This window comes from Halomonas qinghailakensis (assembly GCF_025820815.1).
Classification (GTDB): domain Bacteria; phylum Pseudomonadota; class Gammaproteobacteria; order Pseudomonadales; family Halomonadaceae; genus Vreelandella; species Vreelandella qaidamensis.
The window spans coordinates 1,950,812-1,967,094 of the sequence record NZ_CP096973.1 but is presented as its reverse complement, the minus strand read 5'-3'; the positions used below and the strand labels follow the sequence as shown (position 1 = coordinate 1,967,094).

Below are 16,283 nucleotides of genomic sequence, written 5' to 3'. Positions count from 1 at the left end.
TCAAAAAAAGGCCAGTCGCACCGAAATGGATCATCTACGCGTTTTTAACCACTACCCGATCACGTCCACCGCGCTTTGCTTGGTAAAGCGCTTGGTCAGCGCGCTGAATAGCTCGCTGATAATCAGGGTGGCCATCGTGGAGTGTTACGCCAACGCTGACGGTCACATTAAGCAGCGTATCGGCGGTGGCTAGCATAGGTTCTTTAGCGACTGCCCGTCGTAGACGCTCGGCAAATAGTCGGCTGCCATCCTGGTCGGTATCCACCAATACAATCAAAAACTCTTCGCCGCCCATACGAAAAACATAATCACCGCCACGAGTAGAACGATCGAGAATACTCGCTACCTGCTGCAATACATTGTCGCCGGCGTCATGGCCATGGGTATCGTTAATCGACTTAAAGTGGTCAATATCTACCATCAGCAGGGCAAAGCGTTTTTCCGAATGGCGGGCAATTTCAATTTCCCGTCCCAGCACCACTGAAAGAAACTTACGATTCAACAGTCGCGTCAGGCTGTCGCGTCCTGCTTCTAGCCCTGAAGCGCGCTCTAGCACGTCGTCTAGCAGCATAAGAATAGTGCGTGCTGCATCGCGAATATCACTTAGGGCTGTGAGCCGTTGGCCCATGTCATTCTGATCAAGTGCAGCCAGCCACTCATGATCTACTTGGCGAATATGGCGCGAAATCGTGGCGATTTCTGGCGAGCCTTCAAAGGCATGGCAGGCTTTGTGAAAATACCACAGGCCAAACTCTGATTTGGAAAGCTTGGGTAGCATTGCGGTTTCCTGTTGCGCGGCAACAGCAAACATCAGCGCATTTTCCCAGTTTAATAACGCCGAGCGCTGCCGCTCGCGTTCGTCTCCAATATTCTGGGTAAGGGAAAACAGCTTGTACGCTTCTTCGGTGCGCGCATTGCGATCATTGGCGACGGAGTAGGCGTGGCTCATGATTTCCATGGCCATATCAATATGATCCGAGACGTAAACAGACGCATCGCCTGGCGACAGCGGCGCGGTGAGCGTGGCGTTAATTTTTTGGTAAAACGCCTGCTTTAGCTGCCTTGCTCCGTTAAGCACTAAGTTAACGGGGATATCGACACGGGCATGCACTTGTCCCACTTTTTCTTGTTGTTCTACCAGAGCATGAAAATCGACGTGCTCAACAGCAAACATAGCGTTTAGCCAGCGCCGCATAGAGGGGTTTAAGCGCTCGTGTACTTGATCATTGGAAAGAAAAAGCGACGCGTGCGGATCTTCTAGCATGACGCTGTAGAAATGATCTGCAAAGTAATCACAGTAGCGCTCGACCAGTATTTTCACTGCTTGGCGTAGCGATAATGGCGTACGCTCTAACAGTTCTTGCCATTCGGCGGCGAGCTGATGTTTATCTTTATAGCGCATTGCGCACCCAATTATTATTACGAAAACAAGCCATATTACACGCAAAATAATAGTGCCAATACGCACACAGCTCAGAGTTTTTAATAATAAGCTCGCCGCTTTAAGTTAATTAAAGGGCGAGCAACAGGCTGTGGATAACTTAAACGGTCAAATGCTGCTTTATCAGTTCATTGGAAAGCTCTGAGATATCGCCTTTAGCGACCGGTCGGCCACGATCCATAATCACAAAGCGGTCGGCATATTTGCGGGCAAAAGGCAGCTTCTGCTCCACCAGAAGTACCGTTAAACCATCTTCCTTGATCAGTTGGCGAATGACCTGACCGATTTGCGCCACAATATTGGGCTGAATACCTTCCCCTGGCTCATCTAAAATCAGCAGCTTGGGCTCGATGACCAGCGCACGACCAATGGCTAGCTGCTGCTGTTGCCCGCCTGATAAGTCACCACCACGGCGATGCTTCATCTCTTTTAGAACAGGAAACAGTTCATAGATACGCTCAGGGATTTTTTTTAGCCCATCACTGCGCGCTGCAAGGCCGGTGCGTAAATTCTCTTCCACCGTGAGCAGCGGAAAAATCTGCCGCCCCTGAGGCACAAAACCAATTCCCAGGCGGGAGCGAGCTTCAATGGCTTTTTTGGTCAGCTCAATGTCGCTGCCCTCTCCCTGATAGCGTAGTTGACCGCTTTTTACGGCTACTTCACCCATAATAGCTTTCATCAAGGTGGTCTTACCCACCCCGTTGCGGCCCATCACACAGGTACACTGGCCGGTAGGCACGTCGAGGTCTAAATCCCACAAGGTGTGGCTTTCCCCGTAAAACTGGTTGAGCTTTTCAATTGCCAGCATCAGGCAACCTCCTCGTCGTCCGCGCCCAAATACACCTCAACCACGTTGGGGTCGCTTGAAACCTGATCCATACTGCCCTCTGCCAGTACGCTGCCTTGGTGCAACACGGTCACTTTACGGGCAATAGAACGTACAAAGCCCATATCATGCTCTACCACGACCACCGACTGCTTACCCGCAAGGCCCGTCAGCAACTCTGCGGTACGCTCCATCTCCTGTTCCGTCATCCCGGCCACGGGTTCATCTACCAGCAGCAGGCGCGGGCGCTGCATTAACAGCATGCCAATTTCCAGCCACTGCTTTTGGCCGTGGGAAAGAATCCCTGCTGGCTGGTAGCGCAGCTCGGTCAGGCCAATCGTTTCAAGTACCTCATTGATACGGTCTTTAATTTCACCAGTCATGCGGGCAGTCAGCGTGGGGAAAATACGCTTGTCGGCGGCCATCGCCAACTCCAGGTTTTCAAACACGCTCAGCGCTTCAAATACCGTGGGCTTTTGGAACTTACGACCAATCCCCAAGCTGGCGATATCCGGTTCATTCATTTGCAGTAGATTATGACGGCTACCAAACCACACACTGCCTTCGTTGGGGCGCGTTTTGCCAGTAATGATGTCCATCATGGTCGTTTTACCGGCCCCGTTAGGGCCGATAATGCAACGCAGTTCACCATCATCAATGGTCAGGTTTAAGTTGTTGATTGCCTTGAAGCCATCGAAACTCACCGAGACATCTTCCATATACAGAATCGGGCCATGACGCACATCTACCGGTGAGGCCTGAGGGGCCATAAAATCAAACACCCGATCCCGCGTGGTTAGCGATTGCAGCAAGCTCATGCGGTAGCCTCCTTCGGCAAGGTCTCGGATTTTTTGCGGCGTTTTAGGTGGAGCAACAACCCCGCCACGCCTTTAGGTAGAAACACGGTGACCAAGACAAACAGCGCGCCTAGGGCAAACAGCCACGCATCAGGCATTACACCCGTAAAAATCGTTTTGGCATAGTTGACTAAGATCGCACCGATAACCGCCCCATAAAGCGTGGCACGGCCACCCAGTGCCACCCACAGCACAATTTCAATCGAGAAAATCGGCGAGAACTCACTGGGGTTGATAATCCCTACCTGAGGAACATAAAGCGCGCCAGCCAAGCCTGCCAGCATGGCGGAAACTACGAATACAAATAGCTGGAAGCGTTCGACCCGATAGCCAATAAACCGCGTGCGGGCTTCGGCGTCACGGGTTGCCACACACACCCGGCCTAATTTACTGGTAACAATCGCTCGGCACAGGATATAACCCAGTGCCAATGCAACGCCGGTGGCAATAAATAGACCTAAGCGAGTGTCGTTGCTGCGGAGGTTGAAGCCCAGCAGCTCGCGAAAATCGGTTAAACCGTTGTTGCCACCAAAGCCCATCTCATTGCGGAAGAACGCCAGCATCAGGGCAAAGGTCAGCGCCTGGGTAATAATCGATAGATACACCCCAGTGACCCGCGATCGAAAGGCCAAAAAACCGAATACCAAGGCCAATAACCCAGGGGCTAACAGCACCATAGCAAACGCAAACCAGGCCATATCAAAGCCAAGCCAGTACCACGGCAGGCTGTCCCAACTGAGAAACACCATAAAATCCGGTAGTACCGGGTCGCCATATGTACCGCGGTCACCGATCTGGCGCATCAGGTACATGCCCATGGCATAACCGCCAATGGCAAAAAACGCCCCGTGACCCAGGCTCAGAATGCCTAAATAGCCCCATACCAAATCCACCGCCACTGCCAGTAGCGCATAGCTTAAGTACTTGCCGAACAGGTTCACGGTGTAAGCATTGACATGTAGCGGGTGACCTTGAGGTACTGCGAGATGCAGTACTGTCACGATCAACAGGGCGGCAAACAGCACGCCAAGAAAGATCTGCGTGGCTCGCTCACTAAACGGGCGAGTTAGCCAAAACTGGCTTGAAGATGATTGCGTCATCATAGGTTAGCCCTCCGCAGCCCGGCCCTTCTGCGGGAAGAGTCCACGCGGGCGTTTTTGAATAAACAGAATGATGAACACCAGGACAATAATCTTGGCCAGCACCGCACCTGCCCAGGGCTCCAGCACTTGGTTAATAATGCCCAGGGAAAGCCCCGCCACCAAGGTGCCCCAAAGATTACCCACGCCACCGAAAACGACGACCATGAAGGAATCAATAATGTAGTTCTGGCCCAGGTTGGGGCCGACATTGGTCAGCTGTGATAACGCAACGCCTGCCAAGCCTGCGACGCCAGACCCTAACGCGAAGGTCATAATATCGACCCGGGTGGCACGGATACCCATAGAGCGTGCCATGGCACGATTTTGGGTCACCGCGCGCACTTCAAGCCCTAGGCGCGTGCGGCGCATAATCAACATCAGCGCGGCAAACACCACTAGTGCAAACCCGAGTACAAACATACGGTTAAGGGTCAGCGACAGTGCATCGTTAATCACTAAGGAGCCGCTCATCCACTCTGGCGTTATGACCGTACGGTTTAGCGGTGAAATCACCGTTCGCACCAGCTGCTGTAAAATCAGGCTAATACCGAACGTCGCCAGCAACGTTTCCAACGGGCGCCCCTTCAGGAATTGAATGACACCCCGCTCAATGGCAATGCCCACAAGCGCGGCCACTAAAAAGCCTGCAGGAATCGATAGAATTAGCGCCAATCCAGGCTGGCCGGGCAACAGTTGCTGCATCATCCAAGTGGTATAAGCGCCCAGCATGATCAGCTCGCCGTGGGCCATATTAATGACCCCCATCACACCAAAGGTAATGGCCAGGCCAATCGCTGCTAACACCAGTACCGAGCCAAGCGAAAGACCGAAATAGAGCGTTTCCAGACCACGATTAATTTTCAGCTGCTGTTCGATACCTGCCAACGCCCCAGCAGCGGCGTTGGCTATCACCGGATCGTCACTATTCGCTGCGCGACTTAGCGCCACGCGGGCGCGTGGGTGAAGGCTACCCGTAAGCGCGTCTATACCGGCCATCTCTCCCTGTTCGGTACGATAAATTGCCACTGCTTGAGTTAAGCGAGTACGCACGTACTCATCATCAGCTTCAGCAATCAGTGGCGCTAGCGCTTCGGCCAGTTCGCCGTCTACTTCACCAAGTAAGCGGTCAGCGGAAGTGCGGCGGCGCTCTACATCGGGTGAATACAGATCAACCACGGCAATAGCGCTGCGTAGCTGGTTGCGCAAATTGTTATTAATTCCGATACGATCCAGATCGCGACGAGACATCTCGCCAAGCGGCTCGTTAGTTAACGCATCGGCCACCGGCCAGTCGCGGCCACGGTTATCGAGCACCACAACAAAACGACCGTCGTCAGTGCGCTGTAAGCGGCCATCTAGCAACGCCTGCAGCCAGTCACGAGCGCGTTCGTCGTCGCTTTGTACAATTGCGGTAATCGCCTCACCTTTTGCAGGAAAGGAGCGTACATCCAGCGCTTCAAGTAGCTCAAGCGCAGCGGCATCGTCAGCATCAACAACAGCGCTTGTTTGTGCCTGGGCGGTGACTGTGATGCTTAACAACAGCAGGCACAGCAACCCGAAGGAAAGGAAACGCCTCATGGGGTTCTTCCTTTGGTTATATTAGAAACAGTGATCTAAAAAAGGGAGGTAGCGTGCTCCCCCACCACTCAACGTTTAGCCAAGCAGCGAGGGATCTTCTTTTACTCAGCGAGGGCCGCTTCGGCTTCTTCTGCTGCGGTGCTACCACCACACGAGCCGTTCACCACGTTGAAGTTGCCGCACTCCATGGGTTTGCGCCAATCGGCAATCAAATCACGAGAGCCAGGTAAGTAGTCAGACCACGCATCGCCCGCCACCGTAGAAGGCGTTTGCCAGACGATATCGAACTGGCCGTTGTCTTGAACTTCACCAATCAGTACTGGCTTGGTGATGTGATGGTTGGGCATCATCGCCGCATAGCCGCCGGACAGGTTAGGTACGGTGACGCCGATAATCGCGTCTTTCACCGCATCCACGTCGGTAGTTCCTGCTTTACGCACCGCTTCGGCCCACATGTTGAAACCAATGTAGTGCGCTTCCATGGGGTCATTGGTGACCGCTTCTTCGTCGCCGGTGTATTCAATCCATGCGTCGATAAAGTCATAGTTAGCGTCGGTATCCACACTCATAAAGTAGTTCCACGCCGCTAAGTGGCCGACCAGCGGGGCCGTATCGATACCGGAAAGCTCCTGCTCACCCACCGAGAAGGCAATGACCGGAATATCAGCGGCATCAATGCCTTGGTTGGCAAGTTCGCGATAGAACGGAACGTTGGCATCACCGTTAATGGTTGAGATCACCGCTGTTGGTTTGCCCTCTTCACCGAAGCGGCGCAGTTCCGCCACGATGTTCTGCCAATCGGAGTGGCCAAACGGCGTGTAGTTGACCATGATGTCTTCTTCAGACACACCATGCTCATCTTTCAAGAACGCTTCTAAAATACGGTTGGTGGTACGTGGATAAACGTAGTCGGTACCTATCAGTGCAAAACGTTCAATGCCCACTTGATTGATCAGGTATTCCACCGCAGGAATGGCCTGTTGGTTTGGCGCAGCACCGGTATAGAAGACGTTTTCAGAGGACTCTTCACCTTCATACTGCACCGGGTAGAACAGCAGGCCGTTAAGTTCTTCCACTACCGGCAGTACCGCCTTACGGGAAACGGAAGTCCAGTTACCAAAGATGACGTCGACCTCTTCTTGCGCTAGAAGCTCTCTAGCGCGTTCAGCAAATAGCGGCCAGTTAGAGGCTGGATCAACAACAACCGCTTCAAGCTGGCGTCCAAGGAGGCCACCCGCTTCATTCTGCTGCTCAATGAGCATTTCAACGGTATCTTTCAGAGCTGACTCACTAATCGCCATGGTGCCTGAAAGCGAGTGGAGAATACCGACCTTGATCGGATCGTCATCTTGAGCGATAGCCTGGGCACTGGCACCCATAACAGCGGCGGCAATTAAGGCAGTGGCGAAACGGCCAACGATACGAGGGTGTGTCTTGCGCTGCAATGTGGTCACTTGAACCTCCTTGCGCCCCTATGGCGGGGCTCGTTATTTGAGCTTCGCGGCCAAGGACTCCCGTTATGTAACGTGGGTACGGCCATTACGGGGCTTGGTGCATCCACTAGCTCCTAGCTTTTGCAAGGTTTGCGCCACACTACAAAAAGAAACATTAAAAAAAATAAAATCAAACGGTTAGCTTTAAAAAAAGCAGCCCAATCTACAGGCATCGCACTATCGTGGCGCGCCAATATTCAAAAAATGCACGCTGTTTATGCACCACAACGGCACCTCGCACCAATAGAGCGCCTTCCATCTCACGCGCCTATTTATTTCACCCATTTTTTTCATAAAAAAAGCGCCCTAGGAAACCCTAGGGCGCTTTACACGCATGTCGGTGTTCTATTCAGCGGTATTCAAACGCTTAGTGCGGCGCTTTTTCAGCAGTGGCAAACCAAGCGACAGCACAGCGATAACCAGCAACGATAGGGAAATCGGCTTGTCGATAAAGGTCATCCAATCACCACCGGAGATCTGTAACGCGCGACGCATGGACTCTTCCATGATGTTGCCTAAAATTAGTGCCAGAATCAGCGGCGCAGCGGGGAAACCGAACAAGCGCATCCCTAGGCCAACCAAGCCAAAACCAAGCAGCAGCAATAAGTCGAATACGCTGAAGCTCATGCCGTAAACACCGATCATGCAGAAGATCAAAATCAGTGACAGCAGCAACGGCTTGGGCAGATCGAGAATTTTGGCGATCAACGGAATCAACGGTAGGTTAAGCACCAGCAAGAAGATATTGCCAATGTACATACTGGCGACCACGCCCCAGAACACATCCGGGCGCTGTTCGAGCATCATCGGGCCAGGATTAACCCCCATCACCAGCAGTGCGCCAAGCAGTACAGCGGTGGTGCCTGAACCCGGCACACCCAAGGTTAACAGCGGTACAAACGAACCGGTACACGCCGCATTATTCGCCGCTTCCGGGGCAGCAACGCCTTTGATGTTGCCTTTACCAAACGTATCGCCGTCTTTGGCAATGCGTTTTTCCATGCTGTAACCCAGAAATGAGCCGATGGTCGCACCTGCGCCCGGTAGAACACCGGTGAAGAAGCCCAAGACTGAACTGCGGCTAACCGGCCCGGCAATCTGCTTCACTTCACTGCGGGTCAACTTCAACGAACCAATGGCATTACGCGGCGCTTCTTTACCACCGCCACCGCGCAGTAGCATGTAAAACACTTCGGCTAACGCGAAGATACCCAGCGCGACGACAAGAAAGTCGACTCCGTCGAGCAGGTGAATAGAGCCAAAGGTAAAGCGCTCGGTGCCGGTTTGCATATCAATCCCGATGATCGAGATCATTACCCCAATCACAGCCGCAATTAACCCTTTGACCAGCGACTTATCGGATAACGACACAACCGCCGTTAGCCCCAGTACCATCAGTGCGAAGTATTCAGCAGGGCCAAAGCTCACCGCCACTTTGGAGAGCAGTGGCGCAATCAACATCAAGAAAACAACCGAGATGGTACCGCCAACGAAGGAGGAGTAAGCGGCAATCGCCAGCGCCTTACCTGCCAACCCTTGTTTGGCCATCGGATAGCCGTCAAACGAGGTGGCTACCGTTCCTGCTACACCAGGGGCATTAAGCAAAATAGACGAGGTGGAGCCGCCAAAAATAGCACCGTAATACACCCCGGCCATCAAAATCAGTCCTGAAGAAGGCTCCATAGCGAAGGTAATTGGAATCATCAGCGCCAGCGCGCTAATCGGCCCAAGGCCGGGCAACATGCCGATAATAGTGCCAGCAAAAACGCCGGCAAAGACGTAAGCGATATTGATAGGCTCAAGCGCGATGCCAAAGCCATACATTAGATTGTTAAAGGCATCCATGGGAGTGTCTCTCTTTTAAACCCGCTAACAGTGGGCAAGCGCGGCTTGGTTAAAACGGCAGCACGCCAGTGGGTAGGTAAACATCCATTACCCGCGTCATGGTCAGATACAGCGCCAGCACCACCCCAAGCGATGTTGCCAGATTGACCCCATGGCGGCGGTAGCCGTAGTAAGCGGTTAGGCCAACGCACAGCAGCGTCGAAGCCAGCACAAAGCCCAGCGGCACGAGTAATAACGCATACGCTGCGATAGCGATGGCGGTGACAATCACCCGCGCCCAAGGCGTAAGCAACAACGGCCCCTGGGTTTCGGTTTGATCAATCTGATCGACACCCGCAATAGGACCAGGACGCTCAAAAAATAAGCACGCCGACAGCAATAGCAGGGAAACACCTAACACTTTTGGAAACAGATCAGAATCCACTGGGCGGGGCAGCGGAAAGTTTGGAATTTGCCAGGCCATTGCCAGATAGGCAGCCGCCACTAACGCCAACACAAGCGCTAGCCATTGGTTGATATTGAATCGAGTCATGGGAAAGCTCTCCGAAGATGTCATTGCTAAATAGCAAGACCCTTGCGGTTTCAGACGGATGATCCCGGTGGCAAGCTGCCACCGGGGGAGCCTTTGGGACGAGCGCTTACTGGCGCATTAGCCCCAGGTCGGTCAACACACTGCTGAACTGCTCTTGTTGCTCATCCAGGAAAGTAGCGAAGGCGTCACTATCCTGGTAGGCATCAATCCAGCCAAGCTGGTCGCTTGCTTCGCGCCATGCCTCAGTTTCGAGCATCTCGGCGAAGAGCGTCTCGTAATATTCAACCGCTTCGTCAGGCATTTCCGGCGCACCCATTACGCCACGCCAAATGTCGAAGGTGTAGTCAAAACCCTGTTCTTGGTAGGTAGGAACTTCGGCTAGACCGCCACCCAAACGTTCTTCAGAAGAAACGCCCAAGGCGCGCAGCTGGCTACCTTCGCCTAGCTGACCTACTGCTTCACCAGCACCGCCAATCACCGCCTCAATATGGCCGCCCATTAGGTTGGTCATAGCATCACCACCACCCGAGAAGGGGATGTAATTGACCGCGGAGGCTTCCATACCCGCTGCAGAAGCAAGGCCAGCCACCGAAATGTGGTCCATGGAACCCGGTGCGCTACCACCCCCCACGCTAAGACTAGGGTTCTCTTTCAGCGCCGTGAAAAGGTCATCCAGAGTTTGGTACTCAGAATCTGCCGCCACCAAAATGATTGAATAGTCGGTATTAATACGCGCTATCGGGGTGAAATCGGTGTGGTCGTAACGCGAGGCGCCTGCCAGGGGTACTAAAATCATCGGCGGACTGGTAGCAAAAAGTTTATGCGGATTGCCGCTGTCACGAGCTACTTGAGCCCAAGCTACTGCACCGCCGCCGCCAGGCACGTTAATGGCTGCAAAGCTTTCGTCGGCCAACGCTTCTTGTTGAATAACGCGGGACATGGTGCGCACAAGCGTATCCCAACCGCCACCGGGGTTAGCAGGGGCAACAAATTCGATCGAACGGCTAGGGGTCCACTCTTGGGCATTGGCAGACGTCGTCATGGCGAGGACAGCCATGGGTAAAGCAAGCACGGCAAAGCGCTTAAGAGGAAGCGTGTTCATGGGCGTTCTCCACAGGTGTTTGTTTTGTTACGAACGTATATTTGTGTGGTTACGCAATGAACGTTAAAAGACTGTCCTCTACTACAACAAGCTTATGATGATTAATAACAAAATGTGCTTTTTGTGCGTTTTGTTCATTTTGTTCACCGCCTGCTTATCACGGCACGTTTACAGTGATTCCAGCCAGGTTGAGGAAGACTCCAGCAGCCGATAACGCCGTTCGGGACGGCCAACATCCCCATAGCCAATTTCGGCGTTAACCGCCTGCTCAGCCACTAAGAACTCCAAGTAACGCCGCGCTGTTGAGCGACTTGCACCCATTGCCTGCGCTACCTGCATCGCCGTTTGGGAATCCTGTTCGGCTGCCAGAGAGTCCACCACACGACGCAGCGTTAAGCGATCTATGCCCTTAGGCAACGTCTGCGCTGCTAGCCGCTGAGGCTCGCCTGGCTGCAGCCGTGCGAGCACCTGGTCCAGCTCGTCTTGACTCATTTCAGCCCTATTCGCCAATGCCTCTCGCTCGCGACGAAAACGCGTCAGCATTTGCGTCATACGCGTCGCTTCAATCGGTTTAATCAAATAATCAAATACACCACCACGCAACGCTTCGCTGATAGTTTCCACCTCGCGGGCGGCGGTTACCATGACGATATCCACATGCACATAGTCGCGGCGAATCGCCCATAACAGTTCCAAACCTTCCACATCAGGCAAATACGCATCCAATAAAATCAGTTGGATAGCATCGGCATGCTCGGCCATCAGCGCTTTTGCTTCGCTGCCGTTGCGTGCCATCCCCACCACATAAAAACCGTCGCTCTGCTCAATAAAAACCTTATGAATATCGGCAATGCGAAAATCGTCTTCGACGACCAAAATACCGTATTGCGCCGTAGACATAGTTATTCCTCTTACTGGCATCGTTATTATGATTAGGACATCGCGGTGACTTGGTCACAAAGCGAGCGATCCAACACGGCAATAAAACACGCACCGCCTAATTCGCTCTCTTCCAGAGTCACCTCACCACCATATTGACGGCACAACCGCGCGACCAAGGCTAAACCAATACCACGATGCTTGCCGGTTTTGGTCGAAAATCCTTCTTGAAAAATTGATTGTGCATGCTCACCCGGGACGCCTGGGCCGTTATCTTCTACCTCAATCAACAACTGCTCACCCAAATCCGTGAAGAACAGCCGGACTTTAGGGGTATCACTGTTTGGGCCATTAAGTGCAGCATGGCAGGCATTATCCAGTAAATTGCCCACAACGCTCATCATGACCTCTTGCCCAGTGACCGTCAGCGGGCAGGAGAGCGAGCTCTGTTCATCAATTTCCAGCGCTACCCCCAGCTCTCTGGCTCGCGTCAATTTACCCAGCAGCGTACCGCTTAATACCGCGTCAGCCACGTGGCGCATTAAAAAGCTCATTTGCGCTTGGGCACGTTCGGTTTCGTGATGAATCAGCGCTAGCGCCTCGTCAACGCGGTTAAGCTGCAACAGGCCAGAAATGGTGTAAAGTTTGTTGGAAAACTCGTGGGCCTGAGCACGCAGGATATCGACATCACGGCTTGCCTGGGTAAGTGCATGGGAAAGATCAATAATTTCACGGCGACTGCGAAACGTAGCAACGGCACCTTCAATTTCGCCTTCGTGCAAAATGGGCACACGGTTAGCCACCACAGGATGGTCACCCAGCCACATTTCTTGGTCAAATTCCTGCTCGCCGTGCTTTAGCACCTCAATCAAGCGCGAGTTGGGCACTACCTCTCGAATTGGCTGACCCAGTAAGACCTGTTCATCGGGTAGCCCTAGAAATCGTCGCGCCTGCTGATTGACTAAGGTGATCTGGCCATCGCGGTTAACGGCTAGAATACCTTCATGGATGGATTGTAAAATCGCCTCTTTTTCCATGGCTAAGCGCGCTATTTCGTAGGGCTCTAAACCAAGTATGACCTTTTTAAGATGCTGCGATAGCCAATACGCCCCTGCAAAACCAAGCAAAATCATCAGCGCCACCAGCGCCCACCCTAAGCTGGTATAGCGGGCCACATCCATATCAACCCGCTCTAGCATGAAGCCCACTGAAACCACCCCAATGATATTGCCTTCTTCATCCCAGATAGGGGTTTTACCACGCATGGCAGTCCCTAGCGTTCCAGTAGCTTCCGATACGTATGACTGACCGTAAATTAGCGCCTGATCGTTATCCCCTCCCACCATGGGCTGACCAATACGCTCAGGCACTGGGTGCGAGTAGCGAATCGATTGGGCATTACCGACCACCACATAGCGGGCACCGGTTTCCTGGCGAACTCGCTCAGCAAGCGGCTGAATAATCAGCGAGGGGTTGGGTGTCGAGAAAGCATTAATAATGTGCGGCATCCCCGCAACGGTCTTGGCCACTGCCAATGCCCGTTCACCCATTTGCTGGGTAATAATCTCTGCTTTACGGTGATTCAGGTAGGTACCCTGAGCAAGCAGCATGCCAGCCAACAGCAGGCCGACCAGCAGCATAACTTGCAAGCGAAAACTGCGCTTATACCAGCGGCGTTTAGCGCGAGTACGGCGCCAGCGCTGTAATTCAGCCAACGTACGGGGGCGTGGGGCGGTCATAAAGGAACTCACTAGGCGCGACAGCGTCATTATGGCATGCAGCGCCAAGTGGCGTTAGCCACTGTACTTTTTCGCCTGCTTACTTATTTAGCAGTCACTGAATTTATTTTTATCGATATACTCTCAACGTTTAAAGCGTGCATGACGAACTATCATCCTGCAACATCCTGCCTCTCACAATGACCAATACTCACGGAGGAGTTACGTGTTGAGTTTACTACGGCTTGTCTTGGCTAGCTTGTCGCTGTGGGCAACGTCCGCCACCGCTTATCCATTTTACGCTCCGCCACCGCCACAAGATGATACGCCTGTATTCAGTGGTGATGCCGAGCTTGGCTTTACCCATCTTTCAGGCAATACCAATAGCCAAACGCTAATTGGCAAAACGCGGCTGACGTGGCTAACGGGAGATTTCACCCATTCGTTGCGCGGTGAAGTTCGCAATGTAAGCAAAAATGGAGAAACCAGTGCAGAACAATATTTGGTGGCAGGCCGAGAGCGTTTTGACTTTAGTGGGCCTCACTACTTGTTTGGCTTTGCCCGCTGGGAAAAAGACCGTTTTGCTGGCTACGATCAGCAGCTTTCCGCCATTGGTGGTTATGGCCGCCAGTTGCTAACCGGTGAACGGCATTCGCTGTCGTTGGAAGCGGGGCCTGGGTACCGAAATGATCGGCTACGCGATGCCGATAATGAACGACTGGCCGTTGCATATACGGCTTTTGACTATCGATTTGGGTTTTCAGATTATGCTGATATTGCTCAGGAAATGTCGCTGGAATATACCCGCAAGAATACCACTGCACGTTCATTGACATCACTAACGGCTAGGCTTAACTCACGGCTTTCGTTGCGCCTTTCCCATGAAATCAAACATAACTCGCAGCCGCCTGAAGATGCCAGCGAACGCACCGACAACACCACCAGCGCCTCATTGCTCTACCACTGGTGACACGCCATTACTTCCTCAGCAAAACTCTAATTTATTATCAATAAAAATCAAATAGTTAGCATATTTTTTTTAACTAATTAAGGCAATTACTCACCTGTTCACAATGGTGCATCACTAACGCTTTTCGCACCATTTCCATGCATTTTTCTTTTTATCATTAGACCTTGGTCTAAATTGACGCTATACTATGGCCAGTTTCCTGTCCTCGCGCCATTCATTGAATGGCGCTTTTTTTTGTTTCAAAAATGCGCGTGGTGAGGCGTTTAGCCTGCTCACGCACGGTTTTGTTAAGCTCTTTGCTCCGCCTCCTTACTACCCATCAAAATAGGTGTTCTTAATGAACCAACCTGCCCACAATAGCGAGGGTCCTTCACGGTTTTCCCTTGGTGACCCCATCGTGCTGGTGCTCAGCATCGGCTTCATCGTTGCGTTTCTCGCGCTCTCCTTATACGACGTCGACCTAGTCGCAGACTCAATTAGTACGGGCTTTGCCTGGACGGCCCTAGTCCTTGGCAGCTACTTTCAACTACTACTTTTATTAACTTTTTTCATTGCTATTGGAGTGGCCATTTCGCCCGCGTCAAAGGCTAAAATCGGCAATCTCGACGCACCAGAAATGAGCACATTTAAGTGGCTTTCGATCATTCTTTGTACATTATTAGCAGGTGGTGGCGTATTTTTTGCCGCCGGAGAGCCGGTCTATCATTTTGTGGTAACGCCTCCCGCCTTTGATACTGAACCGGGCACTGCTGATGCTGTTTCAAGCGCCCTTGCCCAATCGTTCATGCACTGGGGCTTTTTAGCCTGGGCTGTACTGGGCTCGCTAACGGCGGTGGTGCTTGCTCATGCCCACTATGTAAAAGGCCAGCCTCTGCAGCCACGCACGCTGCTCTACCCCGTATTTGGCGAGCGCCTCATGCGCGGCCCGCTTGGTGGCGTGGTAGATGCCTGCTGCGTGATTGCGTTGGTAGCCGGTACGGTCGGCCCCATCGGGTTTCTGGCCACCCAGGTCAGCTTTGGCTTACACGAACTGTTCGGCTTACCCGAAGGCTATCCAGGACAGCTAATTATTCTTGCGGTATTGGGTTGTATTTACGTGCTCTCCTCCATGAGTGGTGTACATAAAGGCATCCAGTTGCTCAGCCGTTTTAATGTGCTACTGGCCCTCGCTATCGGCGCGGTGATTATTGTATTTGGCCCTACGCTGTTTTTGGTTAACACCTATGTGTCTAGCATGGGCGCTTACGTGAGCGAGTTCTTCACCATGGCCACCATGACTGCGGATACCGCACCCGATTGGTGGATGCAGTGGTGGACAGTGTTTTTCTTTGCTTGGTTTATTGGCTATGCACCGCTGATGGCGATTTTCGTGGCGCGTATTTCACGCGGGCGTAGTATTCGCGAAATGATTCTTGCCGTGGCGATACTCGCCCCTATTGCGACTACAATATGGTTTACCCTGCTGGGCGGATCGGGCATTTATTATCAGCTCACGGGCGTAATTGATCTGACCGAGGCGCTGAATAACTTCCAGTTTGATGTAGCGACGCTCACCGTGGCCCAAGCCCTGCCCGGCGGCACATGGATGGCGCTGGCGATTCTATTACTAACCACCATTTTTGTCGCCACTACCGGCGATTCTATGAGCTACGCCATTGCCGTTGTGGGTGCCGGCCATGATGATCCTAACCCTTACGTGCGTGCCTTTTGGGGGATTGCCATGGCGCTAATGGCGGCGATGCTGCTGTATATGGGGGCCGGTCAAATTGGCGCGTTGCAGCAGTTTATTGTAATTACGGCGATTCCTGTTTCACTCATCTTGCTACCATCACTGTGGAATGGCCCACAAGCGGCCTACGCCATGGCGCGTGAACAAGGCATTATCGAATAACCGTCGATA

The 16,283-nt window shown here is 52.7% G+C and carries 13 protein-coding genes; 2 read left to right on the top strand and 11 right to left on the bottom strand.

All coding sequences use genetic code 11. The features are described 5' to 3' along the window. Positions 1-34: 34 nt before the first annotated feature. From M0220_RS09290 to M0220_RS09240, 11 genes are all read right to left on the bottom strand, one after another. Positions 35-1,402, bottom strand: a complete 1,368-nt coding sequence (locus tag M0220_RS09290) for a diguanylate cyclase (RefSeq protein ID WP_264017450.1) — start codon at positions 1,400-1,402, stop codon at positions 35-37. Between the two features lie 139 nt (positions 1,403-1,541). Next, on the bottom strand, positions 1,542-2,249 hold the full coding sequence (gene urtE / locus M0220_RS09285; protein ID WP_264017449.1) for an urea ABC transporter ATP-binding subunit UrtE: 708 nt from the start codon (positions 2,247-2,249) through the stop codon (positions 1,542-1,544). Beyond that, the gene (urtD, locus tag M0220_RS09280; protein WP_264017448.1) at positions 2,249-3,085 is read right to left on the bottom strand and encodes an urea ABC transporter ATP-binding protein UrtD; all 837 of its coding nucleotides are present in this window, start codon (positions 3,083-3,085) and stop codon (positions 2,249-2,251) included. The genes urtE and urtD overlap by 1 nt, the downstream gene beginning before the upstream one ends. Further along, positions 3,082-4,227 carry an urea ABC transporter permease subunit UrtC gene (urtC, locus tag M0220_RS09275; protein WP_264017447.1) on the bottom strand — a complete coding sequence of 382 codons (1,146 nt, stop codon included), beginning with the start codon at positions 4,225-4,227 and terminating at the stop codon, positions 3,082-3,084. The genes urtD and urtC overlap by 4 nt, the downstream gene beginning before the upstream one ends. 3 nt (positions 4,228-4,230) lie before the next feature. Beyond that, positions 4,231-5,844 carry an urea ABC transporter permease subunit UrtB gene (urtB, locus tag M0220_RS09270; RefSeq protein ID WP_030071060.1) on the bottom strand — a complete coding sequence of 538 codons (1,614 nt, stop codon included), beginning with the start codon at positions 5,842-5,844 and terminating at the stop codon, positions 4,231-4,233. 101 nt (positions 5,845-5,945) lie between these two features. Beyond that, the gene (gene urtA, locus M0220_RS09265) at positions 5,946-7,298 is read right to left on the bottom strand and encodes an urea ABC transporter substrate-binding protein (RefSeq protein ID WP_030071062.1); all 1,353 of its coding nucleotides are present in this window, start codon (positions 7,296-7,298) and stop codon (positions 5,946-5,948) included. Positions 7,299-7,682: 384 nt separating this feature from the next. After that, on the bottom strand, positions 7,683-9,182 hold the full coding sequence (locus M0220_RS09260) for a tripartite tricarboxylate transporter permease (RefSeq protein WP_030071064.1): 1,500 nt from the start codon (positions 9,180-9,182) through the stop codon (positions 7,683-7,685). A gap of 49 nt (positions 9,183-9,231) precedes the next feature. After that, positions 9,232-9,714, bottom strand: a complete 483-nt coding sequence (locus M0220_RS09255; RefSeq protein ID WP_264017446.1) for a tripartite tricarboxylate transporter TctB family protein — start codon at positions 9,712-9,714, stop codon at positions 9,232-9,234. Positions 9,715-9,820: 106 nt separating this feature from the next. Continuing rightward, positions 9,821-10,816: a Bug family tripartite tricarboxylate transporter substrate binding protein gene (locus M0220_RS09250; protein WP_264017444.1), complete on the bottom strand. Its 996-nt coding sequence runs from the start codon at positions 10,814-10,816 to the stop codon at positions 9,821-9,823. A 168-nt stretch (positions 10,817-10,984) separates the two neighbouring features. After that, complete coding sequence (locus M0220_RS09245) at positions 10,985-11,716, bottom strand: response regulator (RefSeq protein WP_030071069.1); 732 nt, start codon at positions 11,714-11,716, stop codon at positions 10,985-10,987. Positions 11,717-11,748: 32 nt separating this feature from the next. Beyond that, positions 11,749-13,434 carry an ATP-binding protein gene (locus M0220_RS09240; protein WP_030071071.1) on the bottom strand — a complete coding sequence of 562 codons (1,686 nt, stop codon included), beginning with the start codon at positions 13,432-13,434 and terminating at the stop codon, positions 11,749-11,751. 208 nt (positions 13,435-13,642) lie between these two features. On the opposite strand from M0220_RS09240, the gene M0220_RS09235 reads away from it, so the two are divergent. Both M0220_RS09235 and M0220_RS09230 read left to right on the top strand, forming a co-directional pair. Continuing rightward, positions 13,643-14,383: a DUF481 domain-containing protein gene (locus M0220_RS09235; RefSeq protein ID WP_084180392.1), complete on the top strand. Its 741-nt coding sequence runs from the start codon at positions 13,643-13,645 to the stop codon at positions 14,381-14,383. Positions 14,384-14,720: 337 nt separating this feature from the next. Further along, positions 14,721-16,274 (top strand): BCCT family transporter, encoded by a 1,554-nt coding sequence (locus tag M0220_RS09230; protein WP_264017443.1) that lies wholly within the window; start codon positions 14,721-14,723, stop codon positions 16,272-16,274. Positions 16,275-16,283 lie beyond the last annotated feature (9 nt).

Excerpts from the sequence above, each read along its gene's own strand:
- urtE (WP_264017449.1), bottom strand. The coding sequence starts at position 2,249 with ATGCTGGCAATTGAAAAGCTCAACCAGTTTTACGGGGAAAGCCACACC.
- urtD (WP_264017448.1), bottom strand. The coding sequence starts at position 3,085 with ATGAGCTTGCTGCAATCGCTAACCACGCGGGATCGGGTGTTTGATTTT.
- urtC (WP_264017447.1), bottom strand. The coding sequence starts at position 4,227 with ATGATGACGCAATCATCTTCAAGCCAGTTTTGGCTAACTCGCCCGTTT.
- M0220_RS09290 (WP_264017450.1), bottom strand. The coding sequence starts at position 1,402 with ATGCGCTATAAAGATAAACATCAGCTCGCCGCCGAATGGCAAGAACTG.
- M0220_RS09250 (WP_264017444.1), bottom strand. The coding sequence starts at position 10,816 with ATGAACACGCTTCCTCTTAAGCGCTTTGCCGTGCTTGCTTTACCCATG.
- M0220_RS09260 (WP_030071064.1), bottom strand. The coding sequence starts at position 9,182 with ATGGATGCCTTTAACAATCTAATGTATGGCTTTGGCATCGCGCTTGAG.
- M0220_RS09245 (WP_030071069.1), bottom strand. The coding sequence starts at position 11,716 with ATGTCTACGGCGCAATACGGTATTTTGGTCGTCGAAGACGATTTTCGC.
- M0220_RS09230 (WP_264017443.1), top strand. The coding sequence starts at position 14,721 with ATGAACCAACCTGCCCACAATAGCGAGGGTCCTTCACGGTTTTCCCTT.
- M0220_RS09255 (WP_264017446.1), bottom strand. The coding sequence starts at position 9,714 with ATGACTCGATTCAATATCAACCAATGGCTAGCGCTTGTGTTGGCGTTA.
- M0220_RS09240 (WP_030071071.1), bottom strand. The coding sequence starts at position 13,434 with ATGACCGCCCCACGCCCCCGTACGTTGGCTGAATTACAGCGCTGGCGC.
- urtB (WP_030071060.1), bottom strand. The coding sequence starts at position 5,844 with ATGAGGCGTTTCCTTTCCTTCGGGTTGCTGTGCCTGCTGTTGTTAAGC.